At 44.7% G+C, this 26,792-nt stretch carries 24 protein-coding genes, 1 tRNA gene and 1 pseudogene; 18 read left to right on the forward strand and 8 right to left on the reverse strand.

Annotation, left to right across the window (positions count from 1 at the left end; genetic code table 11):
* Positions 1 to 143: 143 nt before the first annotated feature.
* The 7 genes from HKI82_RS15190 (at position 144) to rnd (ending at position 7,682) form a co-directional block, all read left to right on the forward strand.
* Positions 144 to 2,075, forward strand: coding sequence for a DNA repair helicase YoaA (locus HKI82_RS15190; RefSeq protein WP_171138445.1), 1,932 nt, complete (start codon positions 144 to 146; stop codon positions 2,073 to 2,075).
* An 8-nt stretch (positions 2,076 to 2,083) separates the two neighbouring features.
* Positions 2,084 to 2,785: a tRNA (adenosine(37)-N6)-threonylcarbamoyltransferase complex dimerization subunit type 1 TsaB gene (gene tsaB / locus HKI82_RS15195; RefSeq protein WP_102986829.1), complete on the forward strand. Its 702-nt coding sequence runs from the start codon at positions 2,084 to 2,086 to the stop codon at positions 2,783 to 2,785.
* Between the two features lie 89 nt (positions 2,786 to 2,874).
* Positions 2,875 to 3,171, forward strand: a complete 297-nt coding sequence (locus HKI82_RS15200; RefSeq protein ID WP_042486082.1) for a hypothetical protein — start codon at positions 2,875 to 2,877, stop codon at positions 3,169 to 3,171.
* A gap of 37 nt (positions 3,172 to 3,208) precedes the next feature.
* Positions 3,209 to 3,772, forward strand: a complete 564-nt coding sequence (locus HKI82_RS15205) for a Slp family lipoprotein (protein WP_102940077.1) — start codon at positions 3,209 to 3,211, stop codon at positions 3,770 to 3,772.
* Entirely contained in the window at positions 3,769 to 4,629 is an 861-nt protein-coding gene (locus HKI82_RS15210) for an alpha/beta fold hydrolase (RefSeq protein WP_171138446.1), read from the forward strand. The genes HKI82_RS15205 and HKI82_RS15210 overlap by 4 nt, the downstream gene beginning before the upstream one ends.
* A gap of 142 nt (positions 4,630 to 4,771) precedes the next feature.
* On the forward strand, positions 4,772 to 6,460 hold the full coding sequence (fadD, locus tag HKI82_RS15215; RefSeq protein WP_102940075.1) for a long-chain-fatty-acid--CoA ligase FadD: 1,689 nt from the start codon (positions 4,772 to 4,774) through the stop codon (positions 6,458 to 6,460).
* A 103-nt stretch (positions 6,461 to 6,563) separates the two neighbouring features.
* Positions 6,564 to 7,682: a ribonuclease D gene (rnd, locus tag HKI82_RS15220; RefSeq protein WP_171138447.1), complete on the forward strand. Its 1,119-nt coding sequence runs from the start codon at positions 6,564 to 6,566 to the stop codon at positions 7,680 to 7,682.
* A gap of 76 nt (positions 7,683 to 7,758) precedes the next feature.
* Here the strand turns inward: rnd and minE are convergent, their stop codons facing one another.
* The 3 genes from minE to minC are packed head-to-tail and all read right to left on the reverse strand — an operon-like array spanning position 7,759 to position 9,528.
* A complete protein-coding gene (gene minE / locus HKI82_RS15225; protein ID WP_171138448.1) occupies positions 7,759 to 8,022 on the reverse strand; it encodes a cell division topological specificity factor MinE in 264 nt (87 codons plus the stop codon).
* Positions 8,023 to 8,031: 9 nt separating this feature from the next.
* On the reverse strand, positions 8,032 to 8,844 hold the full coding sequence (gene minD / locus HKI82_RS15230; RefSeq protein WP_171138449.1) for a septum site-determining protein MinD: 813 nt from the start codon (positions 8,842 to 8,844) through the stop codon (positions 8,032 to 8,034).
* A gap of 21 nt (positions 8,845 to 8,865) precedes the next feature.
* Complete coding sequence (minC, locus tag HKI82_RS15235; RefSeq protein ID WP_102940073.1) at positions 8,866 to 9,528, reverse strand: septum site-determining protein MinC; 663 nt, start codon at positions 9,526 to 9,528, stop codon at positions 8,866 to 8,868.
* A 191-nt stretch (positions 9,529 to 9,719) separates the two neighbouring features.
* On the opposite strand from minC, the gene HKI82_RS15240 reads away from it, so the two are divergent.
* A complete protein-coding gene (locus tag HKI82_RS15240) occupies positions 9,720 to 10,001 on the forward strand; it encodes a YcgL domain-containing protein (RefSeq protein ID WP_102940072.1) in 282 nt (93 codons plus the stop codon).
* Positions 10,002 to 10,021: 20 nt separating this feature from the next.
* Entirely contained in the window at positions 10,022 to 10,993 is a 972-nt protein-coding gene (locus HKI82_RS15245; protein WP_042486063.1) for a lytic murein transglycosylase, read from the forward strand.
* 67 nt (positions 10,994 to 11,060) lie between these two features.
* On the opposite strand, the gene folD is transcribed toward HKI82_RS15245, so the two are convergent.
* On the reverse strand, positions 11,061 to 11,921 hold the full coding sequence (gene folD, locus HKI82_RS15250) for a bifunctional methylenetetrahydrofolate dehydrogenase/methenyltetrahydrofolate cyclohydrolase FolD (RefSeq protein WP_102940070.1): 861 nt from the start codon (positions 11,919 to 11,921) through the stop codon (positions 11,061 to 11,063).
* A 200-nt stretch (positions 11,922 to 12,121) separates the two neighbouring features.
* On the opposite strand from folD, the gene HKI82_RS15255 reads away from it, so the two are divergent.
* Together HKI82_RS15255 and HKI82_RS15260 are read left to right on the forward strand one after the other, a co-directional pair.
* Positions 12,122 to 12,198: transfer RNA gene (locus HKI82_RS15255), tRNA-Arg, on the forward strand.
* 735 nt (positions 12,199 to 12,933) lie between these two features.
* The gene (locus tag HKI82_RS15260) at positions 12,934 to 14,184 is read left to right on the forward strand and encodes a dicarboxylate/amino acid:cation symporter (RefSeq protein WP_102940069.1); all 1,251 of its coding nucleotides are present in this window, start codon (positions 12,934 to 12,936) and stop codon (positions 14,182 to 14,184) included.
* A 54-nt stretch (positions 14,185 to 14,238) separates the two neighbouring features.
* On the opposite strand, the gene HKI82_RS15265 is transcribed toward HKI82_RS15260, so the two are convergent.
* The 3 genes from HKI82_RS15265 to HKI82_RS15275 form a co-directional block, all read right to left on the reverse strand.
* Positions 14,239 to 15,159 (reverse strand): DMT family transporter, encoded by a 921-nt coding sequence (locus HKI82_RS15265; protein ID WP_102940068.1) that lies wholly within the window; start codon positions 15,157 to 15,159, stop codon positions 14,239 to 14,241.
* A complete protein-coding gene (locus HKI82_RS15270; protein ID WP_102962712.1) occupies positions 15,141 to 15,761 on the reverse strand; it encodes a LysE family translocator in 621 nt (206 codons plus the stop codon). Before HKI82_RS15270 ends, HKI82_RS15265 begins: the two co-directional genes overlap by 19 nt.
* 169 nt (positions 15,762 to 15,930) lie before the next feature.
* Positions 15,931 to 17,463, reverse strand: a complete 1,533-nt coding sequence (locus tag HKI82_RS15275) for a bifunctional GNAT family N-acetyltransferase/carbon-nitrogen hydrolase family protein (protein ID WP_102940066.1) — start codon at positions 17,461 to 17,463, stop codon at positions 15,931 to 15,933.
* A 500-nt stretch (positions 17,464 to 17,963) separates the two neighbouring features.
* On the opposite strand from HKI82_RS15275, the gene HKI82_RS15280 reads away from it, so the two are divergent.
* From HKI82_RS15280 to HKI82_RS15310, 7 genes are all read left to right on the forward strand, one after another.
* Positions 17,964 to 19,433 (forward strand): protein adenylyltransferase SelO, encoded by a 1,470-nt coding sequence (locus HKI82_RS15280; RefSeq protein WP_171138450.1) that lies wholly within the window; start codon positions 17,964 to 17,966, stop codon positions 19,431 to 19,433.
* A 140-nt stretch (positions 19,434 to 19,573) separates the two neighbouring features.
* The gene (locus tag HKI82_RS15285; RefSeq protein ID WP_102940064.1) at positions 19,574 to 20,302 is read left to right on the forward strand and encodes a response regulator; all 729 of its coding nucleotides are present in this window, start codon (positions 19,574 to 19,576) and stop codon (positions 20,300 to 20,302) included.
* A gap of 5 nt (positions 20,303 to 20,307) precedes the next feature.
* Positions 20,308 to 21,762: an ATP-binding protein gene (locus tag HKI82_RS15290; RefSeq protein WP_102940063.1), complete on the forward strand. Its 1,455-nt coding sequence runs from the start codon at positions 20,308 to 20,310 to the stop codon at positions 21,760 to 21,762.
* Between the two features lie 24 nt (positions 21,763 to 21,786).
* Entirely contained in the window at positions 21,787 to 23,031 is a 1,245-nt protein-coding gene (locus HKI82_RS15295; RefSeq protein ID WP_102940062.1) for an ABC transporter substrate-binding protein, read from the forward strand.
* 299 nt (positions 23,032 to 23,330) lie between these two features.
* Positions 23,331 to 24,329 carry a TRAP transporter substrate-binding protein gene (locus HKI82_RS15300; RefSeq protein WP_102940061.1) on the forward strand — a complete coding sequence of 333 codons (999 nt, stop codon included), beginning with the start codon at positions 23,331 to 23,333 and terminating at the stop codon, positions 24,327 to 24,329.
* 84 nt (positions 24,330 to 24,413) lie between these two features.
* The gene (locus HKI82_RS15305; protein WP_102940060.1) at positions 24,414 to 25,076 is read left to right on the forward strand and encodes a TRAP transporter small permease; all 663 of its coding nucleotides are present in this window, start codon (positions 24,414 to 24,416) and stop codon (positions 25,074 to 25,076) included.
* A gap of 3 nt (positions 25,077 to 25,079) precedes the next feature.
* Entirely contained in the window at positions 25,080 to 26,441 is a 1,362-nt protein-coding gene (locus tag HKI82_RS15310) for a TRAP transporter large permease (protein WP_171138451.1), read from the forward strand.
* A 125-nt stretch (positions 26,442 to 26,566) separates the two neighbouring features.
* On the opposite strand, the pseudogene HKI82_RS15315 reads toward HKI82_RS15310, so the two are convergent.
* A pseudogene (locus HKI82_RS15315) lies at positions 26,567 to 26,792 on the reverse strand (IS5/IS1182 family transposase); the annotation flags it as partial.

Here is a 26,792-nt window from a genome sequence, read left to right on the forward strand (position 1 = left end):
TGCGGCTTGGTTTCGTACCTGACACATTCTGTTTGGAATGTAAGTGCCTACCAATACCTTCTCAAACATAGGGGGTAACTGCATTCGCTCCTGACCTAAAAACCTGCCATAATCGCGCCAAAGTTATTATTTTTTTGACGTGGATGATCCAAAAAACCTTTTCTCAACAAGGCGCATTAGGCAAAGCCATTCCGGGCTTCCAGCCTCGACAAGCTCAAATCGATATGGCTCAGGCAGTTGCAAAAGCAATTGCTGGCGAATCGCAGTTGGTCGTGGAAGCTGGAACAGGAACCGGTAAAACCTTCGCTTATCTCGTGCCTGCGCTATTAAGCGGAAAGAAAACCATCATCAGCACGGGTTCTAAAAACCTGCAAGAGCAGCTGTTTCACCGTGATCTTCCCTTAATGGTTGATGCTCTGGGCTTTCACGGCAATGTCGCATTACTCAAAGGTCGCGCTAACTATTTGTGTTTAGACCGCCTGAGTAGGCAAATGGTTGAAAGCCACACCAATGATGCTGCTGACCCGCAACTGCTCACACAGCTGGTGAAGGTGAGGTCATGGTCCTCAGAGACCAGAAGCGGCGATTTAGGCGAGTGCGATGCACTGCCTGAAGACAGCATGATCATTCCAACCATTACTTCCACCAATGACAACTGTTTGGGTAAAGAATGCCCGAGCTATACCGATTGCTTCGTTAATAAAGCAAGACGTAAAGCGATGGATGCCGATATCGTGGTGGTCAACCATCACCTGTTCTTAGCCGATTTAGCGATTAAAGAAACGGGATTTGGTGAACTGATTCCAGAAGCGGAAGTATTTATCTTCGATGAGGCACATCAGTTGCCTGATATTGCCAGCCAATATTTTGGTCAGTCGGTGTCGAGCCGACAAATCCAAGATCTTGCTAAAGACATTGAAATTGCTTATCGCACCGAAGCCAAGGATATGCGCCAACTGCAAAAAGTAGGCGATAAACTTGTTCAGTCTGCGGCTGATTTACGCATTGTACTTGGCGATTCAGGGCACAGAGGTAACTGGCGAGAAGCGATGGCTTCCCCTTCTATTGCCCGTGAAATTGAACGTGTTAAAGACAGCCTAAATTTTGCGATAGAAGTACTCAAAATTGCTTTAGGCCGCAGCCAGCTGTTGGATGCAGCCTTTGAACGCGCCAACCTGCTCAAAGGCCGAATTGAAAGGGTATGTGATGTTTCTATTACGGGGTACTCGTATTGGTTTGATACCACGCCACGTCATTTTAGTTTGCATATTACGCCTCTTTCCGTTGCCGATAAGTTCCACGAACAGATAGAAATGAAGCAAGGAGCTTGGATATTTACTTCAGCCACGTTGGCGGTGAATGACGACTTCGGCCACTTTACTCATCGTTTAGGATTGCAGCCCGGAGAACAATTTTCTTTGCCGAGTCCTTTTGATTTTCAGAATCAGGCGAAGCTTTGTGTTCCAAGGTATCTGCCAGAGCCAAACAGTCCGGGGCTCGCTGACAAACTGGTACGTATGCTTTCTCCTGTGATCGAACAAAACCAAGGGCGCTGTTTCTTTTTGTGTACATCACACAGCATGATGCGCGAATTGGGCGATAAATTCAGAGAAACTCTGACCTTGCCTGTATTGATGCAGGGTGAAACCAGCAAGCAGAAAACGCTGGCTGAGTTTATGGAGTTAGGCAACGCCTTGTTGGTGGCAACCGGTGCTTTTTGGGAAGGGATTGATGTTAGAGGTGACACATTAAGCTGTGTTATCATCGACAAACTTCCGTTTACCGCTCCAGATGACCCGCTGTTAAAAGCGCGCATAGAAGATTGCCGTTTGCGAGGCGGAGACCCGTTTGCTCAGGTCCAGTTGCCAGAAGCGGTGATTACCTTGAAGCAGGGTGTTGGACGACTTATTCGAGACAAGAAAGACAAAGGTGCACTGATCATCTGTGATAATCGATTAGTGACCCGAGACTATGGCGGAATATTCCTTGCCAGTTTGCCTCCTATCCCGCGTACGCGAGATTTGGATGTGGTCAAAAGCTTTCTTGCACAATTATCAGAAACAGAAACAATTTAGAGATATTCATGAGCGCAAAAATTCTTGCCTTAGACACAGCGACAGAGCAGTGTTCAGTCGCCTTAATGGTTGGTGATAAAGTTTATTCTCGCAGTGAGTTTGCTCCTCGCGACCATACAAAAAAAATTCTGCCAATGGTGGATGAGGTTCTAAAAGAAGCAGGTTTAGCGCTGAGTGATTTAGACGCGCTTGCTTTCGGTCGTGGTCCGGGTAGCTTTACAGGCGTTCGAATTGGTATCGGAATTGCACAGGGTTTAGCATTCGGTGCGGATTTACCCATGATTGGTGTATCAACGTTAGCGGCAATGGCACAGGGTGCGTACCGTCAACACGGTGTGACTCACGTTGCGAGTGCGATCGACGCACGAATGAGTGAAGTGTATTGGGGCCGCTTTGAGCGTCAAGAAGATGGCAGTTGGAATGAAATCGACGCGGAATGCGTGATTCCTCCGTCTGTTTTAGCTGAAGAAGTTCAGAAAGATGATAAAACTTGGGCAAAAGTAGGTACAGGTTGGGAAGCTTACGCTGATGATTTGGCAGCGCTGCCACTGACATTGACCGAGAGCGAAATACTGTACCCAGATTCGCAAGACATTGTTTATCTCGCTCAGTTTGAATGGGCTAAAGGCAATACGACAGCAGTAGAAGACTCTAGCCCAGTGTATTTGCGTGACACAGTGGCATGGAAAAAGCTACCGGGACGTGAGTAAACGTAAGGTCGCGGATAAGCGTTGAGTTGAGAACAAGTCACTTGCAAGGGTAAGGTTAAGAACCTTACCCCACTTACTGTAGGAGCTTTATGGTTTCAATTAATGGATTGCCCGGCAATGTCTCGAATACCAACCGAACATCCAAGGCAAAGAAAAACAACGGGGTCAAAAAGGGTACTGAAGTTGCGACCAGAGCGACGAAAGTGGCTGAAGCCGTCTCGCACTCAATTCGTCCTGTTGATGAATCTGAAATCCATCGAGCTCAAGTTGAGTACGATTTACCGGAAGGCCGCTCCAGAAAAGCCATGGAAGCTTATATGGATGTGATGAATCGTGCTAAAAGAGAGGAACTAGCCCAGCTGTTAGGGGTCGATATTTATATTTGAACCATTTGCATCTTAAAGCCTAGCCTGAGAGGCCATCATGAAATCATTCACTTTACGCCACTTATTCGCCTTATCTGCCGTCTTTGTTATTTCCGCCTGTACCTCATTACCAACCGAACTGAACGCTTCCTCAGAAGAAACGGTTATTTCTGATTACAAAACATGGGTGGAATCCGGCACTGCGCAAGGTAGCGAAGTCCGATTAGGAGGTGTTATCGCCAATATTACCAACCTCAAAGACAAGACGCGTATTGAAGTGGTTAATGTACCGATTGATAGTGTCGGTAGGCCAAGCGTTAAGGTTGAGCCTCAGGGACGTTTCGTCGGTTACGTCAATGAGTTCTTAGATCCGGTCACTTTTGCAGAAGGTCGACTAGTGACGCTACTCGGCACTACGGCTGAACCTGAAACAGGCAAAGTGGGTGATTTCGAACATCAATACCCTGTGATGACAGTTAAAGGTTATCACTTGTGGCGTGTCGAAGAGCGCATCATCATGCAAGACAGCGGCCCTTATTTATATCACCACTGCTTAAGTTATTTCTGTCGTGATAGAGATGACATGTATCGTGAAGGCAGAGTAATACAAGAAGTAAAATGATGTTCAAACAGACTCAATACTCAATCCATAGCGGCAGGATAGCCGCAGTGGAAGTTGGAGATGCAAAAACGGCCGATGTATCGGTCGTTTTTATTCATGGTTGGCTAGACAACGCAGCGAGTTTTTTCTCGATCATGCAAGAGCTGGCAGAGGTTGCGCCTCAGTTACACCTTTGCGCAATCGATTTACCGGGGCATGGCTTGTCTGAGCATAAAAATGGCAGCAATTTTTACCCTTTTCACGACTATATCGATGATTTTTGTCAGTTATCGCTTAATTTCTCAGCAAACAAGCTGGTGATCGTAGGTCATTCTCTTGGTGCTTTGGTTGCAAGTTGCTATAGTGCCGCCTTTCCTGAACACGTGGACGGGTTAATTCAGATTGAAGGTTATGCACCTTTAGCTGAATCGGCTGCCGAAAGCGTTGCAAGAATACGTCAGGGAGTGATGAGCCGTCAGCGTTTACGCAAAAAGCCACAACGTGGCTATGACGATATATCACAAGCGATAGAGCGTCGTTCGATGGCTAACCATATTAATCCTGAGTTGATCGCTCCCATTGTCGAACGGGGTATCAAACAGGTCGATGGTAAATGGCACTGGCGCCATGACGTGCAGTTGAAAAGTGAATCTTTATATCGGATGTCACCGCAACATGCGGCTGAAATTATCAATGCGATTCAATGCCCTCATCGATTAATCCTCGGTGAGCATGGTTTTCAAAGTTTAAAGCAACATCGCAACATTTCGGAGCAAAATAGCCCTGAGACGTTCACTGTTTCTGGTGGTCATCATTGCCATTTAGAACAACCAGAGCAGGTTGCAGAACTAATTTTTGGCGTAGTTAACAAAATTTAAACAAGTGTTTGAGTCTTTTCGTGCTCAAGCATCGAGGCTGTGCTGTAATAAGCGCCATAAAAATAATGGCGCGACATAAAGTCAATCCACCAAAAGAAGGTCATTGACGACAAATTGCCAGCCAATAACGAGGAGTATTACTGTGGATAAACCTTGGCTTTCACGTTACCCAAGTGAAGTACCAGAGACCATTAATCCAGATCAATATCCATCATTGGTGGAAATGTTCGAACAATCGGTCAATCGATTTGCTGATCAGCCTGCTTTCATTAACATGGGCACGGTAATGACTTATCGCAAATTGGAAGAGCGTAGCCGAGCATTTGCTGCGTATCTGCAAAACGATTTGAAATTAAAGAAAGGCGATCGCGTAGCGTTAATGATGCCAAACCTTTTGCAATATCCGGTTGCGTTGTTCGGTATTTTGCGTGCAGGTCTAATCGCAGTTAACGTGAACCCTCTTTACACTCCTCGCGAGTTGGAACACCAGCTAAATGATGCAGATGCGCGAGCGATTGTTATTGTTTCCAACTTTGCCAGCACGTTAGAAAAAATTGTTGAGAATACACAAGTTAAACATGTGGTTCTGACCAGTCTTGGTCAGATGCTGCCACGTGCAAAAGGCACTGTGGTTGATTTCGTGGTGAAGTACGTAAAAGGAATGGTGCCTAAGTATCATCTTCCTGGTGCGATTTCTATGCGTAAAGCACTGCATAAAGGTCGCCGTCAACAGTATGTGAAACCTTTTATGGCGGGTGATGATATTGCTTTCCTTCAATATACCGGTGGTACTACGGGTGTTGCGAAAGGTGCAGTGCTAACGCACAGAAATATGATTGCCAACGTCTTGCAGGCAAAAGGTGCCTACGGTGCGGTATTGCGTGAAGGGCGTGAACTAGTGGTTACGGCGCTGCCGCTTTACCACGTATTCGCTTTAACGGTGAACTGTCTGCTGTTTATTGAAATGGGTGGCAACAACCTGCTCATTACCAACCCGAGAGACATTCCGGGGTTCGTGAAAGAGTTACAAAGAACACCTGCGACCGCTATTACAGGGGTAAACACCTTGTTTAACGCGTTGGTGAACAATGAAGATTTCCATGAGCTGGATTTCAGCAATCTGAAATTGTCTGTTGGTGGCGGTATGGCTGTACAGCGCGCTGTTGCTGAAAAGTGGAAAAAGATCACCGGTATCCATTTGCTCGAAGGTTACGGTTTAACAGAATGTGCTCCATTAGTAACAGGCAACCCTCACAACCTCACTGAATATACAGGTGCGATTGGTTTACCTGTACCGTCAACGGAAGTTCGTATCGTTGATGATGAAGGTAAGGTATTGCCGAATGACCAAGTGGGTGAACTGCAAGTACGTGGCCCGCAGGTTATGCAAGGTTACTGGCAGCGTCCTGAAGCGACCAAAGAAGTGTTGGATGAAGATGGCTGGTTATCAACGGGTGACATCGTAAGATTTGACGAAAATTACTTGCTGCATATTGTTGATCGCAAGAAAGACATGATTCTGGTTTCTGGCTTTAACGTCTATCCGAATGAAATTGAAGATGTGGTTGCGCTGCATGGAAAAGTTCTTGAAGTGGCCGCGATTGGTCAGGCTCATGAAATTTCAGGTGAAGTAGTGAAGATTTTCGTGGTTAAACGTGACCCGAGTTTAACTAAAGAAGATGTCATCGAGCACTGCCGTGAGTACTTAACAGGCTACAAAGTGCCTAAGTTAGTCGAGTTCAGAGATGAGCTGCCAAAAACTAACGTTGGTAAGATCCTGCGTCGCGTATTGCGCGAAGAGAACGACGCAGCCTTAGCTAAAAGTGCGTAACCTTATATTTAATGATGTTACAATGCCGACCTAAACCGTCGGCATTTTTGTTCCCGTGGAGATCATGCTGATGCCGAAAAGGGAAACTCATAGTGAGCCATTTGTGAATTATCAGATTATTACCCAGTTTAACGAACTAGAGCGTGTGTGCTTATTAGCACGAGATGCCGATGTCGTTATGCTCGATACCGAATTTGTTCGTACCCGTACTTTTTTCCCGCAGTTAGGACTTATCCAACTGTTTGACGGGGAAAGTCTGTCCTTGATTGATCCGCTTACCATGGACGACATGTCGCCATTTACCGAATTACTCAAAGATACCTCCGTTCTTAAAGTGCTTCATGCCTGTGGTGAAGATTTGGAAGTATTCCAGAATGCCTTCGGTTGTGTACCATTTCCAATGGTCGATACCCAAGTGATGGCAGCTTTTCTCGGTTACGGCCTTTCAACAGGCTTTGCTTCTTTGGTGAAGGATCTGCTGGATGTCGAGCTAGATAAAAGTGAATCTCGCACTGACTGGTTGGCTCGTCCTTTATCACAAAAGCAGCTTGATTACGCCGCAGCGGATGTTTTCTATTTACAGCCAATGTATGAGCAACTGTTAGAGAAAGTGACTCAAGTTGGCTGGTGGGACGCAGCGCAGCAGGAATCAGAATTGCTGGTAGAGAAACGCATTAAGTCAGTCAATCCTGATTACGTGTATTTAGATATCAAAGGCGCATGGCAGCTTAGTCCTAAAGAGCTGGCGATCTTAAAACCGCTGGCCACATGGCGTTATCAGGAAGCAGTGAAACGCGATTTAGCGTTGAATTTTGTGGTGCGTGAAAATGAGCTGCTGACTATTGCTCATCTGGCACTGCGCAGTCCTAAACGTATGATCGAAGAGGGTGTAGATCCACACGCTGTTCGCCGTCACAGCACTAAGCTGATTCAAATCGTCAAAGATGCAATGCAAACACCGGAAGATTACTATCCAGAGAAGATCGTCCCTTTGATGGATTATCCGGGTTATAAGCAACTGTTTAAGAAGCTCAAAGATGAAGTGAAGGCGGTGTCTCAATCAACAGGTCTTGCAACGGAATTTTTGGCATCGAAAAAACAGCTGAATCAACTATTAAGTTGGGTCTGGAATAACGAGCGTGATCCTGAGCATCTTCCTGATGTGATGAGTGGATGGCGTCTGCCTATTCTTGGTGAACGCTTAGATAAACTGGTGAATTAAGCGTGTAGCGCTTTTGCGAATAGAAATGAAACAGCCGACAGTGAAGTGTCGGCTGTTTTTTTATGATAATCGCGAATTATTTTTCGTCGTCTGGAAGCTTAACGTTCAGCTCCAGTACTGAAATATCATCATCCTTGTGCTCAAAAGAGAGCTCGACCATTGACGGGTCTATTGCCACGTATTTCGCAATCACTTTAAGAATATCGTCTTTTAACTGCGGTAAATAAGTTGGCGCAGGATCATTCTGGCTACGACGCTCTGCCACAATAATCTGTAAACGTTCCTTCGCTAAACTTGCGGATGTTTTTTTCTGTGGTTTGAAAAATTCAAGTAAAGACATAGTCGCTGTTTAGCCCCCAAAAAGTCGTTTAAAGATGCCTTTTTTCGGCTCGGTTAGGAAACGGAATTCGATTTGTTCGCCAAGTAGGCGTGATACGGTGTCATCGTATGCCTGACCTGCATCAGACTGCTCGTCGAAAATAACTGGAACACCTTTGTTTGATGCATTCAGTACCGCTTGGCTCTCAGGAATAACACCCAATAGAGGCACATGCAGAATTTCTTCAACATCTTGTACACTCAGCATTTCGCCCTGATTAACACGCGTTGGGTTGTAACGAGTCAAAAGCAGGTGCTGCTTAATAGACTCCATGCCTTGTTCTGCGCGCAGTGACTTAGAATCTAGAATGCCGAGAATACGGTCTGAGTCGCGCACAGAAGAGACTTCTGGGTTAGTTGTTACAATCGCTTCATCTGCATAGTAAAGCGCCATCAAAGCACCTTGCTCAATACCTGCTGGAGAGTCACAAATGATGAAGTCAAAGCCCATTGCTTTTAACTCATCAAATACGCGTTGCACACCATCTTTGGTCAACGCATCTTTATCGCGAGTTTGAGAAGCAGGGAGGATGAACAGGTTCTCGTTACGTTTGTCTTTGATCAGTGCTTGGTTCAGTGTTGCTTCACCATTGATAACGTTGACGAAGTCATACACAACGCGACGTTCACAGCCCATAATCAAATCAAGATTACGCAAGCCGATATCAAAATCGATAACCGCTGTCTTTTTACCTTTTAAAGCCAAGCCTGACGCAATCGCTGCGCTAGATGTGGTTTTACCCACACCGCCTTTACCCGACGTTACGACAATAATGCGTGCCATTTTTATAATTTCCTTTAAAACCTAAATTGCGAGAGATTCGAACAGGAGTGAGTCATCATTCATACTCAGCATGACTTTCTGCTGCCAAAACTCACTTTCGATCTGATCGCTAAGCCAGTAATTTCCAGCAATGGAGACTAGCTCAGCTTGTAAATCGTGACAAATAATACGTGCTTCTTTTTGACCGCTCGCACCTGCAATAGCGCGTCCACGCAGTGTGCCGTGAATATGAATAGAACCATCGGCAATCACTTCAGCACCCGCGCTGACATGGTTAAGAATCACCAAGTCGCCATCTTTGGCATACACTTGCTGACCGGAGCGAATAGGGGTGCGTACTACTTTGGTTGGTGCCATTTTCGCTGGCGCGTTAGCAGGGCTGTTACTGGCGGTCATCACGGCAAAACCCGCTTCAGACGCGAGCGTTTGGCTGCGTTTATCTTTGCAGCCGGAAATACCAACAGGAATTAAGTTTGCCTCGCTGATACCGTTTTTCAGTTGCACAAAATCGATGTCTCCGTCGACCTTAGCAATATTGATAACAACGGGAGCATTTGCAAAAAATGCAGGCGCTTGCGCGATTTTTTGTTTGAGAAAATCTATAGTGTTGGTGATGTGATTGTCAGAAAGGTGTAAAACTGACAAAGTAAAACTACTACCTTTTAGGTCAGGTGTATTAGACATTGAAACGTTGACCTCATAAACTCTTGGCTAGGCGTTGCCTGAGACTAGGGTTGTCATGTTATATTCAGCGCCCATGCTCAGCAAGTTATCTTGCGGTTAATTAAGTGATTTGGTCGCATTTTTGTCGAATCTTGACCATTTCTAGACAAAACTCGTCATTAGTACGTGTTATTTACAATAAAAGGCTCATCATGCTTTGTTCTATCTACAAAAGTCCTAAGAAAGAAGGCACCTATCTCTATATTCCAAAAAGAGATGATTTCTCACAGATCCCAGAAGCGCTGATGCAAACATTCGGCAAACCGATATTTGTAATGCTGGTTAATCTGGAATCACGCCAATTAGCTCAGGTAAATGTGGAAAAAGTCAAAGCGTCGCTGGATGAACAAGGTTTCTTCTTGCAATTGCCGCCACCACCAGTGAATCTATTAGAACAACATAAAGAAAGAAAAGCTCAGAACAATCCTGAGTGAGAATACTCAAGGAGGCTAGGTTGAGAAAATTATTATCAGTGGTTTTGGGGTTAAGTCTTTCTGCGCCCGTATTGTCGAACGAATTGAGTTTCGAACAGTATGTTGAAGGACTGAAACAACAAGCCCGCGAAGAAGGTATTTCAGAGCAGATTCTTCAGTCTGCTTTTACCAACGTAGAATACAAGCCTCGTGCAGTTGTTGCTGACCGTAATCAGCCAGAGAAAAAGAAAACGCTGGATGAATATATTCCAAGTGCCGTACCGGATTGGAAAGTAAAACAAGCTCGTGCCTTGTATGAAAAACATTACAAAGAGTTGAGCCGCATTGGCGAACAATACGGTGTTCAGCCTCGTTTCATTGTTGCCTTGTGGGGTGTGGAAAGTAATTTCGGTGCCAATATGGGGCGCTTTAGCGTTATTGATGCTTTATCAACTATGGCCTACGAAGGCCGACGCGAAGAGTTCTTCCGAAAAGAGACCATGGCTGCGCTGCAAATTCTTCAGCAAGGTCACATTAAACCTGATGCGATGAAAGGCTCTTGGGCTGGCGCGATGGGGCAATGTCAGTTTATGCCAAGTTCATTCTTAGCCTTTGCTGCCGATGGTAACAGTGATGGCAAGAAAGATATTTGGGGCAGTAAGTCGGATGTGTTTGCTTCAACGGCGAACTATTTAAGTCAGTCTGGTTGGGATGATAAATACACTTGGGGTCGCCAAGTCAAAGTGCCTCATGGTTTAGATAAAAACCTCGAAGGACGTCAGCCAGAGAAAGGCAAATACTTACGCGAGTGGAACGAGCTGGGTATTACTCGCTATGACGGCAAACCACTTCCAGCCCTCAGCGATGATATTAAAGCGTGGCTGATTATGCCTGATGACGAAGATGGTCGTACGTATCTGGTTTACAACAACTACAACGTGCTGATGAAATGGAACCGTTCATACTACTTTGCGTTAGCAGTCAGCCATTTGGCGGATAGAATCGTGTATTAGTCTTAAGCGACATGCAGTAAAAATAGAAAAGGGCTCTTAGAGCCCTTTTTCGTATCTATTTGGTTACTTATTTCTTGGTGTGAAACTGTTCGCACGCAATCATAGTATTCTCAATCAAACTTGCTACCGTCATTGGGCCTACACCACCCGGTACTGGTGTAATAAAGCTTGCATTGCTGCGAGCCACGTCATACTCAACGTCACCCACCAGTTTGCCACTCTCTAGGCGGTTGATACCGACATCGACCACTACTGCACCTTCTTTGATCCAAGCACCCGGAATGAAGTTTGGCTTACCTACTGCGACAACTAAGATATCCGCTTGGCGAACATGACCTTCAAGATCTTTGGTGAATCGGTGACAGGTCGTTGTTGTACAACCAGCAAGTAACAGCTCCAGTGTCATTGGACGACCAACAATGTTTGATGCACCAACAACAACGGCGTGTTTACCGCGCATAGGGATATTGTAACGGTCTAAAAGGGTGATGATACCTTTTGGTGTACATGAACGCAGTTTTGGAATGCGTTGAGCCAAACGTCCAACGTTGTATGGGTGGAAACCATCCACGTCTTTTTCTGGGTGAATACGCTCTAGTACGTGAGTTGAATCGATACCAGCGGGCAGAGGAAGCTGAACAAGAATGCCATCGATTTCTGGGTCTTGGTTAAGTTGGTCAACCAAATCCAATAGTTCTGTTTCTGAAGCCGTTGCTGGTAAGTCGTAAGACTTAGAAACAAAGCCCACTTCCTCACAAGCGCGTCGCTTACTGCCAACATAAACTTGTGATGCAGGGTCTTCACCCACAAGCACTACTGCTAGTCCCGGAGCACGTAATCCAGCTTCTGTTCTAGCTTTTACTCGTGCTGCAACTTCAGAACGCACGGTTTTAGAAATAAGTGTTCCATCAATATTTTGAGCAGTCATGACTTTCCTTCACATTTATAGCGAAAATTTTTGCGCGCATTGTCGCAGAAATTTTGATGAACATCTATAAGCAAACGTTTGCTTTGTTGTATTTTTCGGCGCTTGTCCGTCGAGTGGTAAATTTTTAGGCATTTAAATCAGAAACTAAGATAAAGCCGTTGATTTACCATCTTTAACTCGTATAATCCTTTCCCTGTAGCGCGCCCTTAGCTCAGCTGGATAGAGCACCTGCCTTCTAAGCAGGTGGTCACAGGTTCGAATCCTGTAGGGCGTGCCATTATTTTAGACCTCGGTATGTTAACTCTGCCGGGGTTTTTTATTTGTCTATATCTCATCTCTCTTTCCCTTCAGTGTCAATGGACTATGGCTAGTTACGGATTTTTTAAATCTGTCTTATTCTTAGTGACCATATTTATAGTGCTACCTTTTCCTCTATAACTGAAACCGAACTCCTTTGTTTTAAATGCGTGAGATATTTTACGTATAAATTTGGGGGGGATGTTTTCAATTGCGATGATGACTAAACCAAGTGAGCTGTTCTTTAGTGTTTTTCACTGTTTGTGGGTGCTGAAACGTGTTCAATCGAAAGTGTTGGTTGTAACTTCTTAAATATCAATGAATAGTATCAATTGTATTTCGTTGTTCATGGAGAGAGTCGAATCTATGGATGTTTGTAATGAGTCACAAGCCTAAATGTTATAAGAGGTCAGACTTGTTATTTATTAAGCGTCATCAATTCCGTGAAGGTTCTTATTGAGTCATCTTACCTTGTCGTTAGTCTCAGTGTTTGAATTTAACTCTTTGAAATTTATTGGTAAATTATTTTTGCGATTAGAGTGTTTAGTGAGGATTAGTAGTTTTCTGAAATCAAGTTCTCGTTAAGTAATCATTCATTCTAAAAATGACGTTGAGTTTGGTTATTTATACCTATTTACCTCACTTCTCTTTTGTTGTGTAATCCGGCCTTTGATTTTTTTATTTTCACTAGCACTTTTAAGAAACAAGGAATGAGATGAATACGCAAGTACAATCGCAACCCAAAGGGTTTTGGTCTGGTCTAGCACTGTGGAAAAAAATATTGATAGGTATGGTTGCAGGTCTCGTGGTCGGTACCATTATGGGACCTAGCGCTGCCATATTGAAACCTATTGGGACACTTTTTATCAACGCGATTAAAATGTTGATTGTCCCTCTGGTCTTTTGCTCACTTATTGTTGGCATCACCTCAATGAAGGACACTCGTAAGATGGGACGTATTGGTGTAAAAGCTATCGTTCTTTATATGGGCACAACGGCAGTGGCTATTGCAATCGGTATGGGGCTTTCCTCAATATTGGAACCGGGTGCTGGTCTAAATATGGTTGCGAAGAACCTCGAAGACAGTGGCAAAGCGGCTCCAGAACTTGTTCAGACGCTATTGGCGATGATTCCGCAAAACCCCGTGAACGCAATGGCGGCAGGTAATATTTTGCAAATTATTGTATTCGCTGTTGGTCTGGGTGTTTCTTTAGTTTTAGTTGGAGAAAAAGGCGAGCCCGCAGTTAAAATTTTTGAAAGCCTAGCTGAAGCTATGTATAAGCTTACTGAAATTGTGATGACACTTGCTCCTTACGGTATTTTTGGCCTGATGGCTTGGGTTGCAGGCACATATGGCTTAGATGTACTTCTGCCTTTGATTAAAGTGATTGCGGCGGTATACATTGGCGCGTTAATTCACATTCTCGTTTTTTACTCTGGTTTACTGAGTATTTTAGGCCGCTTAAATCCTATCAACTACTTGCGCGGTATTACTAATCCAGCAGCCGTTGCGTTTACCACTTCTAGTAGTTCAGGTACTTTACCAGCCACTATCAAAGCATCTCGTGAAGAATTGGGTGTTTCTGAAGGCGTATCAAGCTTCGTGCTTCCTTTGGGTGCAACTATCAATATGGATGGTACTGCTTTGTACCAAGGCGTTTGTGCTCTGTTTATTGCACAAGCGTTTGGCATTGATCTTGAAACATCAGACTACTTGACCATTATCCTGACGGCGACTTTAGCTTCTATTGGTACCGCAGGTGTTCCAGGTGCTGGCCTCATAATGCTGTCTCTAGTTTTGAGCACTGTTGGCCTGCCAATTGAAGGTTTAGCGATTGTTGCAGGTATTGACCGTATTCTTGATATGGCGCGTACGACAATCAATATCTGCGGTGACATGATGGTTGCTGTACTGGTAGCCAAGAGTGAAGGTGAACTAAGCGAAGATACTTATCACGCTTCTTAAGTTCATTATTGTTGTGTAATAAAGAGCCAGCGGAGTGATTCGCTGGCTCTTTTTCTAGCTAAGAATAACCCCAAGGAAAATCAATATTATTCCCCAAAGATGGTACAGCTGCACATATTCACCAAGAAAGAGGGCTGAGAGCATAGCGCCAAACACAGGAATCAAGTGAACGGAAAGGCTGGCTTTTGCAGGGCCAAGCAGTTTCACGCATTGCATATAAAGCAAGAAGGCACCTATAGAAGGGAAAATCCCGATATAAAGCAAACTCATAATGGAGTGGGCATTCCAAATCGGATATTGGCCTGAATACACCTCCCATAAATAAAACGGCAGCAGAGCCAGTATCGCTAATATCATTTGCACTGACATTAAACCGAGTCGATTGATACTCGGGGGCAATTGTTTAAGGCCGATGGTGTATATCGCCCAACAAACCATGGCTAAGAAAATAATAAAATCACCATGGTTGATGTTGAGTGCGAGAAGGTTGTTCCAGTCGCCAGCACTAACGATGGTCAGTATGCCGCATAGGGAAAGAGTAATCCCCAGACAGAGCCGCCAAGTGATCGCGAGGCCAAAAAACAGAGCGCCAAAGATGCTGATCAGAATAGGAATAAAGGCGTTCAGTAAAGTGCCGTTGGTTGCCGGTGTCGATTGCAAACCAAGATAGATAAAAGAGTTAAACGCGGCAAAGCCTGTAATCGAGGTGACCAGCGTTAAACGCCACTGCTCAATATAGAGCCTCCATTCCTTAAAAATGTACTTATACGAAAAAGGCAGCAATAAGATGCTTGCCAGAACCCAACGGCTGAAAGAAAGGGTTACTGGCGGAATTTCATCGCGAACCGCACGACCGACAATAAAATTGCCCGCCCAGAAAAGCGGTGGCAGCAGGAAGAAAAACACGATCACCGCTCGCGATTTAGAAAGTTTTCTGACTCCCGTATTTAAACGACCTAACTCAAAAATAGCCATATACCGACACCCATCATCAACGTTCCCGAAATACGGTTCATTAGCTTCACGTTTTGAGTTTTTCCAAGTGCGCGTTTCAAACCTTTACCACCAGTTGCGTAAAGCGTCATACAGACGAACTCGGACACAAGAATAATGGATACCAGAAAAATAAGTTGCGGCGTCAGACTGATGGATTGGTCGATAAAAGGAGGCAGCAAAGAGATCATAAAAGCCCAACCCTTAGGGTTAGCAATAGCGGTAATAAAACCTTGAGCGGTCAACTCCCAGTTGCTGCCTTTGTATGCTTGTTCACTGTCAACATTTAATGCGAGTTTGCCTCGTGATAGCCACATTTGCACGCCGAGGTAAAAAAGGTAACAAGCACCAATCAACTTGAAGATAGTGAATAGCCAAGGATAGGTAAGCATGATAGCTGCAATACCCACAACTGCGGAAACCGCTACGACAGCGACCCCTACCAATTCTCCGGCCATCATCCAAAGCGTACGTTTGTAGCCGATGGTCATACCCAAAGTGAGCGCAAGTGTCATGCACATACCCGGGGTGATAGAAACGAAGAAAAAAGTAGGAATAAACATTCCTAACAGCGCGGTATTCATAGAGATTTCCATATCTTGAAAGTAGGAGAACAACAATAAGCGTTGAACGTATGCCGATCAATATTTGTTTGATGTGGTTCGCAGAAAAATTAGGATTAAAGTGAGATTCAAACAAAAACGCACAGTAACCACTGTGCGTTTTTACTTTCTTATTAGTTGCGTTCACTGCCTAGGATTTGGGCTGTGTGAATCCGCCGTAGAGATCCATTCTGCGATGACGAAGATTAGTCACCGAGCCTTCGGTATTGAGCTGTTTTAGTTTGTCTAAATCGACATCAGCGAAGATTATCATCTCAGTATTTGGGCTGGCCTCAGTGATTGTCGCATCGTGCGGAAAATAGACATCGGATGGAGAAAACACTGCCGATTGTGCGTACTGAATATCGACGTTATCTACGCGCGGCAAGTTACCGACACTGCCGCCAATGGCAACATAGCACTCATTCTCAATAGCCCTAGCTTGTGAGCACAGGCGAACCCGTTGATAGCCGTTTTTAGTATCAGTCCAGAAAGGAACAAAGATAATTTGCACATCCTGTTCTGCCATCATTCTGCCCAGCTCAGGAAATTCGCTGTCATAACAAATCAGAATGCCGACACGTCCTGCGTCAGTTTCAAACACCTGTACTTTGTCACCACCGTCGATAACCCAATCTCGCTTTTCATGCGGAGTGATGTGGATTTTACTCTGCTCATCAATGGTTCCGTCGCGATGAAGCAAATAGGCCACGTTGTAGAGAATCCCGTCTTCCAGCACAGGCATACTACCGGCAATGATATTGATGTTGTAAGTCACCGCTAATTCAGAGAAACGGAGTTTGATTTCTTCACTGAATGACGCAAGAAAGCGAATCGCCTCTACCGTATTTTGATCGTTTTTCAGTCCCATTAAGGGCGCATTGAAAAATTCAGGGAAGAGGGCGAAATCTGCTTTGTAGTTGGAAAGAGAATCAACAAAGAATTCCGCTTGATCCATTAAGTCTTCCACACTGGTCACAGCGCGCATTTGCCACTGAACAATACCAATTCTGACCAGCGTTTTTTCAATGTCGTGAATCGAGATAATGTCATCTTCATAAAAGAAGTTGTCCCATTCCAATAAGGTGGCGTAACCGCGTGAGCTGTCATCTTCTGGCAGGTAATGACGCATGATACGTTTAACATCAAAATCATTAGAAAGCTGGAAAGAGAGAATCGGGTCGTGGATTTCGCGGCGTTTGATTTTCTCTATGTACTCGGTAACTGGCATGGTGTTGGCGTAAGCGCCGTATCCGGGAATTCTTCCGCCAGCGAGAATGGCTTTCAAATTGGTACTACGACAAAGCTCTTTGCGAGCCGCATATAGGCGTCGTCCCAAACGCAGACCACGATAATCAGGATGCACAAACACATCTAATCCGTAGAGCGCATCACCGTTGGCTTTGTGTTGAATAACATTATTTTCGTTGACTATGTCTGTATAGACATGGGGGAGAGAGAAGCGGTTGTAATCGACTTTGATTGTGAGAGCGGCGCCAATGATTTTACCGTCGTCTTCGATACAAATTTGTCCATCCGGAAACTGGTGAATCAAATCCATAATTGTCATGCGTGGCCAAGCTCCGCCCACGTCATGAAAAACTAAATCCATTAGCTCTGCTAATTCTGGATAGTCGCTTTTTTCAATCACGCGCAGCGTTAGGCGCGGCGTTGGATTTCTCATTCATCCTTATCCTTCTATTGCTGTCCTTTTTTCATACTGGACAATTTAAAGCTTCAATACAAGGGCTAATGCGGTAAAGGCTTTGCCGATAGGTAAGGTTTCTCTGTCTATGTTGCTAGGTTCAGGTCGCTACTTCTAGAAACTCATTTCAATGTGTCACTTACGTTGTAACAAAAATTTAATCTGTCTAGTTATTGCTCATTAGCGAAATTTTCATCATATTGTCATTACATTGTCATATTTATCGAGGAGAGCATTATGCATGTAGAAATGATTCAACCAACTCTTTTAGGCGTTATTGGTCGCACGCTAGTGTTTTCCTTAGTTGCGGTAGTAAGCGTATTCGCTCTGATTTAACCGTTAATCAGCAAGTGACACTAAGAGCCCCAAACAAAGTTGGGGCTTTTTTATCTCTGTTTTATATAACCTAGTATTTAACTCAGGTATTTGCTAACGTTCGAACAAATAAATCAGCGCAATCGATCCTTGTGAGAAATGTTATGTCGTTCTGGGATACCGTCACATTGACGACTCGTTTTAGCGAGTTACCTAAAGCTTTTTACACACCTATTGACCCTCAGCCATTGCGTAATACTCGTTGGGTGACTTGGAACAGCGATCTAGCCAAGCACTATGGTTTTCCTGACAAACCGAATGACGAACTCTTACAGGCTTTTTCAGGGCAGGCAGTGCCGGAGCAGTTTGCTCCGCTGGCGATGAAGTATGCTGGTCACCAGTTTGGCGTTTACAACCCTGATTTGGGTGATGGACGTGGGTTATTATTGGCAGAAATTGCGTCGAAAAGCGGTCAAGTTACGGATATTCATATTAAAGGTGCGGGCTTAACACCTTATTCGCGAATGGGCGATGGGCGTGCTGTATTGCGTTCGTCGGTGCGCGAATATTTGTGCAGTGAAGCGATGGCTGGGCTGGGAATTGCCACTACCAGAGCGTTAGGTTTAATGACCAGTGACACACCGGTTTATCGTGAAAAACAAGAGTACGGTGCGTTGTTGATTCGTATGGCTGACACTCATGTTCGTTTCGGCCATTTCGAGCATTTCTTTTATACCAATCAGTTAGATCAGCAAAAACTCCTCGCTGACAAAGTGATTGAGTGGTATTTCCCTGAATGCGCCGGACAAGAAAATCCGTACGCCATGATGTTCAATCAAATCGTGGATAAAACAGCATTGATGATTGCGCAGTGGCAAGCCGTGGGTTTTGCGCATGGGGTAATGAATACCGACAATATGTCTATTCTTGGGCAGACTTTTGATTATGGTCCTTTTGGCTTTTTAGATGATTATCAGCCTGAATTTATCTGCAACCATTCGGACTATCAGGGGCGCTATGCCTTTGATCAGCAACCGAGAATTGCGTTATGGAATTTATCGGCACTGGCACATTCTTTATCGGCGTTAATTGAGAGAGAAGATCTTGAACAGGCGTTGAACCAATACGAAGTTCAGCTCAATGGTTACTTTAGCGAAATGATGCGTAAAAAACTTGGCCTGTTAACGCGTTTACCTGAAGATGGCGCCATTTTTGACACTATGTTTGAGCTTTTGGCTGCAAATAAGGTCGACTACACCCGATTCTTCCGCCAGATTTCTATGTTGGATAAAGCGAAGCCACAAGAGGTGATTGACCTGTTTCTCGATCGCGAGCAAGCCACTAAGTGGCTGGACTCGTATCTCGCTCGCTGTGAGCGCGAGTTAAATAGTGAAAGTGAACCTGTGAGCACGGCACAACGCTGTGAGAAAATGCGTCAGGTAAATCCCAAATACATTTTAAGGAACTATTTGGCGCAGATCGCGATAGATAGAGCCGAAGAAGGCGATTTTTCAGAGTTAGAGCGCCTAGCCGAACTATTGAAAAAGCCATTTGATGAGCAACCACACAACGAACATTACGCTAAGTTACCGCCAGAATGGGGCAAAACTTTGGAGATCAGCTGCTCTTCATGAGAACGTTTACAATAATTTGACTGAATAATGTGATCTTTATCCATGATGAATTCAAGTTTTAGTGAAATAAGCGTAATCAAGAAAGCGCTACGGATATAAAATCTATTCACTATTTGTTACATACGGAATATGGAAGAAACATGCTGGAAGATACTCGCATCCTCGTCGTTGATGATGATAAAGAAATATGTGAGCTGCTGGATGAGTATCTCAGTAAGTCCGGATTCAATGTCGCCGCAGTCGGTGATGGTGTAGAACTTCAGGCTTACTTAGATGACAAAGGCTATCCTGATCTTATCTTGCTGGACGTGATGTTGCCGGGGGATGACGGTTTCGATATTTGCCAACATATTCGCCGTGATTCGAATGTTCCTATCATTATGTTGACTGCGGTATCGGATGAAACCGACCAAATTATCGGTCTGGAAATCGGTGCGGACGACTATATTGCGAAGCCGTTTAGTCCAAGACAGCTGGTGGCTCGCATCAAAGCTGTGCTAAGACGTTTCAATGCCAACGAAGAGAAAGGCGAAGAAGTGTTGCCGAAACGTATCGAGTTTGGTGATTGGCGTTTGGATACCACGTCTCATCGTATTGTTCATGCCCACACCAGTGAAGAGCATGACCTATCCGGTAGTGATTTCGCGTTGCTGATGCTGTTTTTGACCAATCCACAAGAAGTGATCGACAGAGACACCATCTCTATGGCAACTCGTGGGCGTGAAGCCTTGCCTTATGAGCGCGGTATCGATGTTCAGTTAAGTCGTTTAAGACAGCGTCTGGGTAGTAGTGAGCAGTTCCCTCACTACATCAAAACCATGCGTGGTAATGGTTATAAGTTAGCCATTCCTGTTCAATATGAGCATTAATCTCTATGTCAGCTCCACGTTTTTGGAAAAGATTTAAGCCCAACTCGCTAGTGGCTCGTACTTTAATGTTGACGCTGCTGGCGGTGGTTATCGCTCAGGGTATTGCTACTTCAGTCTGGTATAGCCAATCAAAGGCCAAAGAACTGGAAGGTATTCATTCGGCATCAGCCAGTATGGCGGGTATGTTCGCCTCGACCGTGACGTTTTTCCAGTCTCTTCCTGTTCGTTATCGTCATATTATTTTGGATCAAATCCGAAATATGGGCGGTACACGTTTCTTTGTTTCCTTGAACAAGGAAAGCTTAATCGTTGAGCCGATAGAAGAAACGAGCCTGAAAAAGGCATCGGTGAAGGCGGTGAAAGAGGTCTTGAATGACAAACTGAACAATGTCGGTCAGGTGCTGGTGGATTTCTCTCGTCCTGAAAGACTGCGTTTACTGAAGAACAGCATTTTCATGAATGATTTACCCAAGTCATGGGTTCATCACACGCTCACTTTGGAACCGCTCAACCCTCCGGTGATGGTGGTGCAGATTGAACTGGATGAAAAAGAGTGGATATACATAGCAGCCTTGCTGCCTTCACCATACATCACCTTGGATGACACCATCATAGGCAAAGAGCAGATTATCTATTTGTTCTTTTCGACTTCCATTTTGCTAGTGCTTACTTACCTGTTAATGCGCAGGCAAGTTAGACCTTTAAAAAACTTAGCCCGTGCTGCCAATGATATGAGTATGGGTATCGAACAGCGACCTTTGAATGAAGAAGGTGCCAGTGAGTTAATTACCGCTACCCGCGCATTTAACCTCATGCAACAGCGTATTCGTCGCTATGTATCGGACAGGGAAAATCTCTTTTCCGCGATTTCACACGATTTGAAAACGCCCATTACCCGTTTGAGATTACGAGCTGAACTGCTTGAAGATGACGTTAAGCGCGAGAAATTTAACCGTGATTTAGATGAACTGGAGATGATGGTTAAAGGCGCATTGCAGTGTGTTCGTGATACCGACTTGCACGAAAACAACGACTTTATCGATCTCAACGAGCTGATTCTGTCGATTGCAGAAGGGCACAATCTAGCGACTCAAACTGTCCACTTTAAGCCAATTGCCATTGAACCTATTGTCGCAAAACCGTTAGCGATGAAGCGGGCACTTACCAATCTGATTAACAACGGCGTTAAGTACGGTTATGAAGTTTGGGTGAGCATTGAAGAGACAGAAGACTGGATCACCATCTGCATTGAAGACCGTGGGCCGGGTATCCCTAAAGATAAACTGGAAACCGTTTTTGAACCTTACTTCCGCATTGCCAACGATGATGAAGGGCATGGGCTTGGTCTGGGGATCAGTCGCAGCATTCTTCGTGGACATGGCGGCGATATGGTAATAGAGAATCTGTTGAGTGGTGGTTTGCGCGTTAAACTGTTTATCCCGCCAACACTCGAAGTGTAAATTCCTTACTCTCAAGGAAAACCAATGAAAATAAGCAAAACTCTTCTTGCCGCTTCACTGCTTTCTGCTGCTACACCGGCGCTTGCTGGTGAGGTAGAAGTGCTTCACTGGTGGACTGCCGGTGGTGAAGCCAACGCTATTTCTGTATTGAAAACCATGTTGGAGCAACAAGGATATTCATGGATTGATTTCGGTGTGGAAGGCGGTGGTGGCGAAAGTGCAATGAGAGTTCTCAAGACTCGTGCTGTCTCGGGGAATCCACCTTCAGCGGCGAACATCAAAGGGCTCGATATTCAGGAGTGGGCTCGACTCGGTTTTTTAACCAGCCTGAATCAAGTTTCGGACAAAGAGAATTGGGATAACGTTATCCCAAACATCATCAGTAATGTGATGAAATATGACGGCCAGTATGTCGCAGTACCCGTGAATGTTCACCGAATCAACTGGCTTTGGGCGAATGCTGAGGTTCTGAAGAAAGCTGGTGCGAGTGTGCCGACCACATTAGACGAGTTCTTTGTGACCGCAGATAAAATTAAAGCGATAGGTTTGATTCCTTTGGCTCACGGTGGTCAGCCTTGGCAGAATGCAACGCTGTTTGAAGTTATAGCTTTAGACGTATTGGGTTCAGAAGACTACATAAAAGCATTTGTCGATCTGGATATGGACATTCTAGGCAGTGACAAAATGGTCGAGGCCTTTACTCAGTTTAAACGAGTCCTCAGCTATGTTGATGATGCGCCCGGTAGAAACTGGCTTGAAGCGACCTCGATGGTTATTAAAGGCGAGGCAGGAATGCAGATCATGGGGGACTGGGCAAAAGGAGAGTTTTCTGCGGCTGGTAAGATACCCGGAAAAGATTATATCTGCGCACCTGCTCTGGGGACGGCCGGAAAATTCACTTATAACGTCGACAGTTTTGCGTTCTTCGAACTTCATGATGAAGAGAATTTTGAAGCGCAAAAAGCATTAGCGTCCACGATACTTAATCCTAAGTTTCAGGAAGTATTCAACTTGAACAAAGGTTCGATACCTGTGCGAGTCGATATGGATATGTCTCACTTCGACCAGTGTGCACTCGATTCAATGCAAGAGTTTAAATCATCGGCGAAAACAGGCGATTTAGTGCCAAGTATGGCTCATGGGATGTCGACCACCAGCTATGTTCAAAGTGCAATGTTTGATGTGATCACCAACTTCTTTAACGATCCAGATGAAACACCAGAACAGGCAGTAAAACGCCTTGTTAAGGTAGTGAAATCCTCAATGTAGCTTTACTGCTTTGTAGTTTGCAGCTTTACCGCTGTTACTAGGGGCGAACTCAGCTGCGCAGCTTCTCTTTCAATAGGCGGGAAATGACACAAACGTTAATTTTTAATGTGTCATTTTCCACCCATTTCTACATTCTTTATTACCCGTCTTATCAAGATGACATTTAGAAACTAAGTGTAACTAATTGTTTTTAAATGAATGTTAATTAATTGTTTCAACTTGGCTTGCTCCTTGCTCTATAGAGCTCATGCAGCGCTCATTGATGAGTTAGCTGATGATATAAACCAAGGAGAATAATAATGTTAAAGCCTCTTACCCTACTGACTGCCTCTATCCTAGCTGTTACAAGCTTCAATGCTGCTGCGAACTGTGACCCAGGTGAAATGGTGATTAAATTCAGCCATGTAACCAACACAGATAAACACCCTAAAGGCATTGCGGCGTCATTACTTGAAAAGCGCGTTAACGAAGAGATGAATGGCAAAGCTTGTATGCAAGTTTTCCCTAACTCAACGCTTTACGATGATGACAAAGTGTTAGAAGCATTGTTGAACGGCGACGTTCAGTTAGCCGCTCCGTCTCTGTCTAAATTTGAAAAATTTACCAAAAAGTTCCGCCTTTTCGACTTACCTTTCCTTTTTGAAGACGTAGACGCAGTAGACCGCTTCCAGAACTCAGAATCTGGTGAACAGCTAAAGAATGCAATGACTCGCCGTGGTGTGAAAGGTCTTGAATTCTGGCACAACGGTATGAAGCAAATTTCTGCAAACAAACCAATTATTGTTCCAGAAGATGCTAAAGGTCTTAAGTTCCGTGTTCAGGCTTCAGACGTGCTAGTTGCTCAGTTTGAACAGTTGGGTGCTAACCCTCAGAAAATGTCATTTGCTGAAGTTTACGGTGGCCTACAAACCAAAGTTATTGATGGTCAGGAGAACACTTGGTCAAACACTTATGGTCAGAAATTCTTCGAAGTTCAAGATGGTATTACTGAAACCAACCACGGCATCCTTGATTACCTAGTGGTGACTTCTTCTAAATGGTGGGACGGTCTACCAGCAGACATCCGTGATCAGCTAGCGACCATTCTTAACGAAGTAACGGTTGCTCGTAACTCGGAATCGAACAAAGTAGAAGAACAGAACAAGCAATACATCATTGAAGCGGGTGGTGTTGTTCGTCAGCTAACACCAGAACAACGCCAACAATGGGTTGATGCTTTGAAACCTGTTTGGAAGAAGTTTGAAAAAGATATCGGTAGCGATTTGATTGATGCTGCTTTGGCTTCTAATCAGAAGTAATGAAGTTTGCCCCTGCTCTTTACGGGTAGGGGCTTTTACACCAATTACATGACAACAACGATTACAACAAGAGCTTAGTATCTTATGGAACAGTCATTTTTTGCCAAAGTCGGTCGTTTTACTGACAAAGCGGAAGAGACATTGATCGCCTTCTTCTTAGGTGCAATGACGCTACTCACTTTTGCCAACGTAGTGATGCGCTATCTGTTTAACGACAACATTCTCTGGGCGTTAGAACTCACCGTATTTATGTTTGCATGGATGGTGCTCGTCGGAGCTTCCTATGGAGTGAAGAAACACTTCCACATCGGTGTTGATGTGCTGATCAATATGGCACCGCCTGCAGGCCGAAAAATTTACGCTTTGATCGCTATTAGCTGCTGTCTCGCTTTCTCAATTTTACTGCTGATCGGTTCGTGGAATTACTGGTACCCATTTGCGACGGAACGCGCTTGGTACGAAACCGACGATATTCCGATGCCGGAAATGCTGCAATTTCTAGCGGATTGGCTCAACGAAGGTGAGCGTTACGAGAAATTGCCTCGATTTATCCCTTACATGGCATTACCAGTAGGTATGGCTATGCTCACTTTCCGTTTTTTACAAATCGCGTATCAAATCCTAACTGGAAAGTTAGACCGAATGATTGCGGGTCATGAAGCCGAAGAAGACCTTGATGCATTAAAAGCGGAATTGGCTGACGTGGAAGATGTTATGGGCGTCAAAAATAAGACTAAGGAGCAGTAAGCCATGGCTATTTTGTTGTTATTCATACTTGTAATTGGCTTCATGCTGATTGGCGTTCCAATTGCTGTATCGCTTGGTCTGTCGAGTATTCTGTTCTTAATGTGGCACTCGGAGGCTTCACTTGCTTCGGTTGCACAAACTCTATTCAATGCGTTTGAAGGCCACTACACCCTTTTAGCTATCCCATTCTTTATTTTGGCTTCCAGCTTTATGTCTACTGGCGGTGTGGCGAAACGTATTATTCGTTTTGCTATCGCTATGGTAGGTTGGTTCCGCGGTGGTCTAGCAGTGGCTTCGGTTGTTGCTTGTATGATGTTTGCGGCGCTTTCTGGATCGTCACCAGCTACGGTTGTGGCTATCGGTAGTATTGTTATTGCCGGTATGGTGAAAAATGGTTATAGCAAAGAGTTTGCAGCGGGTGTGATTTGTAACGCGGGCACCTTGGGGATTCTTATCCCGCCTTCAATCGTAATGGTTGTGTATTCAGCGGCGACTAACGTTTCTGTTGGCCGTATGTTCCTTGGTGGGGTAATACCGGGACTATTGGCTGGTCTGATGTTGATCATTGCTATCTACATTGCTGCCCGTATCAAAAACTTACCAAAACAGCCTTTTGTTGGCTGGAAAGAAGCGATGGCAGCAGCAAAAGATGCGAGTTGGGGTCTATTGCTGGTGGTGATCATTCTTGGTGGTATCTACGGTGGTATATTTACACCAACAGAAGCTGCGGCAGTTGCAGCTGTCTATTCGTTCTTTATCGCAAACTTTATTTATCGCGATATGGGGCCGTTCGCTGACAAAAATAATACCAAGAACTTCGTCGTCAAAGTGTTCGAGTCTTTTGTTCATAAAGATACGCAAAATACTCTTTATGACGCGGGTAAACTGACAATCATGTTGCTATTTATCATCGCTAACGCGCTGATCTTGAAACATGTTCTGACGGAAGAACGCGTACCACAGATGATTACTGAATCCATGCTTTCTGCTGGGTTAGGACCAATCACCTTCCTAATCGTAGTGAACGTATTGTTGTTGATCGGTGGGCAGTTTATGGAACCGTCAGGCCTGCTAATCATCGTTGCTCCGCTGGTTTTCCCGATTGCAATTGAGTTAGGAATTGACCCTATTCACTTAGGTATCATGATGGTGGTGAACATGGAGATAGGCATGATAACGCCGCCTGTCGGGCTCAACCTCTTTGTAACCGCAGGGGTCGCCAAGATGTCCATGATGCATGTGGTGAAAGCCGCTATGCCTTGGGTAGCGATCATGTTCCTGTTCTTAATCATCGTTACTTATGTACCAATCGTATCGACATGGCTACCAACCTTACTCATGGGACCGGAAATCATTACCCGATAAAGAAGGGTATTCTAGTCAACATAACAAAACGCCCAGCATTGCTGGGCGTTTCTTTTTGTATAGAGAAAACCGGCTTTGTTTCCTAATTCGCGTTCAGTTAATAACGACCCTAACATGGCTAATTGTTAGGCGATCACCATCGTTTCAGGCATACCTAGCCCTGTGAGCTTGTTTAACGCTTTTATCATGGCGTAAGTCTCACCACCCTGAGCATTGTAATTTCTTAAGCTTAATGTCCCACCGAGCAGTTTCTTCACACGGAACATCGCCGTCTCTGAGAGCGAACGTTTATGGTAGCCGTACTTCTTTTTCCAATGCTTATTTGAACCATATAGTTTCTGGCACCCGACA

This window comes from Vibrio plantisponsor (assembly GCF_013041605.1).
Classification (GTDB): domain Bacteria; phylum Pseudomonadota; class Gammaproteobacteria; order Enterobacterales; family Vibrionaceae; genus Vibrio; species Vibrio plantisponsor.

What these genes read in the sequence shown, in the direction of transcription:
- HKI82_RS15190 (WP_171138445.1), top strand. Translation starts at nt 144, where the DNA reads ATGATCCAAAAAACCTTTTCTCAACAAGGCGCATTAGGCAAAGCCATT.
- tsaB (WP_102986829.1), top strand. Translation starts at nt 2,084, where the DNA reads ATGAGCGCAAAAATTCTTGCCTTAGACACAGCGACAGAGCAGTGTTCA.
- HKI82_RS15200 (WP_042486082.1), top strand. Translation starts at nt 2,875, where the DNA reads ATGGTTTCAATTAATGGATTGCCCGGCAATGTCTCGAATACCAACCGA.
- HKI82_RS15205 (WP_102940077.1), top strand. Translation starts at nt 3,209, where the DNA reads ATGAAATCATTCACTTTACGCCACTTATTCGCCTTATCTGCCGTCTTT.
- HKI82_RS15210 (WP_171138446.1), top strand. Translation starts at nt 3,769, where the DNA reads ATGATGTTCAAACAGACTCAATACTCAATCCATAGCGGCAGGATAGCC.
- minE (WP_171138448.1), bottom strand. Translation starts at nt 8,022, where the DNA reads ATGTCTTTACTTGAATTTTTCAAACCACAGAAAAAAACATCCGCAAGT.
- minD (WP_171138449.1), bottom strand. Translation starts at nt 8,844, where the DNA reads ATGGCACGCATTATTGTCGTAACGTCGGGTAAAGGCGGTGTGGGTAAA.
- minC (WP_102940073.1), bottom strand. Translation starts at nt 9,528, where the DNA reads ATGTCTAATACACCTGACCTAAAAGGTAGTAGTTTTACTTTGTCAGTT.
- HKI82_RS15240 (WP_102940072.1), top strand. Translation starts at nt 9,720, where the DNA reads ATGCTTTGTTCTATCTACAAAAGTCCTAAGAAAGAAGGCACCTATCTC.
- folD (WP_102940070.1), bottom strand. Translation starts at nt 11,921, where the DNA reads ATGACTGCTCAAAATATTGATGGAACACTTATTTCTAAAACCGTGCGT.
- HKI82_RS15260 (WP_102940069.1), top strand. Translation starts at nt 12,934, where the DNA reads ATGAATACGCAAGTACAATCGCAACCCAAAGGGTTTTGGTCTGGTCTA.
- HKI82_RS15265 (WP_102940068.1), bottom strand. Translation starts at nt 15,159, where the DNA reads ATGGCTATTTTTGAGTTAGGTCGTTTAAATACGGGAGTCAGAAAACTT.
- HKI82_RS15270 (WP_102962712.1), bottom strand. Translation starts at nt 15,761, where the DNA reads ATGAATACCGCGCTGTTAGGAATGTTTATTCCTACTTTTTTCTTCGTT.
- HKI82_RS15275 (WP_102940066.1), bottom strand. Translation starts at nt 17,463, where the DNA reads ATGAGAAATCCAACGCCGCGCCTAACGCTGCGCGTGATTGAAAAAAGC.
- HKI82_RS15280 (WP_171138450.1), top strand. Translation starts at nt 17,964, where the DNA reads ATGTCGTTCTGGGATACCGTCACATTGACGACTCGTTTTAGCGAGTTA.
- HKI82_RS15285 (WP_102940064.1), top strand. Translation starts at nt 19,574, where the DNA reads ATGCTGGAAGATACTCGCATCCTCGTCGTTGATGATGATAAAGAAATA.
- HKI82_RS15290 (WP_102940063.1), top strand. Translation starts at nt 20,308, where the DNA reads ATGTCAGCTCCACGTTTTTGGAAAAGATTTAAGCCCAACTCGCTAGTG.
- HKI82_RS15295 (WP_102940062.1), top strand. Translation starts at nt 21,787, where the DNA reads ATGAAAATAAGCAAAACTCTTCTTGCCGCTTCACTGCTTTCTGCTGCT.
- HKI82_RS15300 (WP_102940061.1), top strand. Translation starts at nt 23,331, where the DNA reads ATGTTAAAGCCTCTTACCCTACTGACTGCCTCTATCCTAGCTGTTACA.
- HKI82_RS15305 (WP_102940060.1), top strand. Translation starts at nt 24,414, where the DNA reads ATGGAACAGTCATTTTTTGCCAAAGTCGGTCGTTTTACTGACAAAGCG.
- HKI82_RS15310 (WP_171138451.1), top strand. Translation starts at nt 25,080, where the DNA reads ATGGCTATTTTGTTGTTATTCATACTTGTAATTGGCTTCATGCTGATT.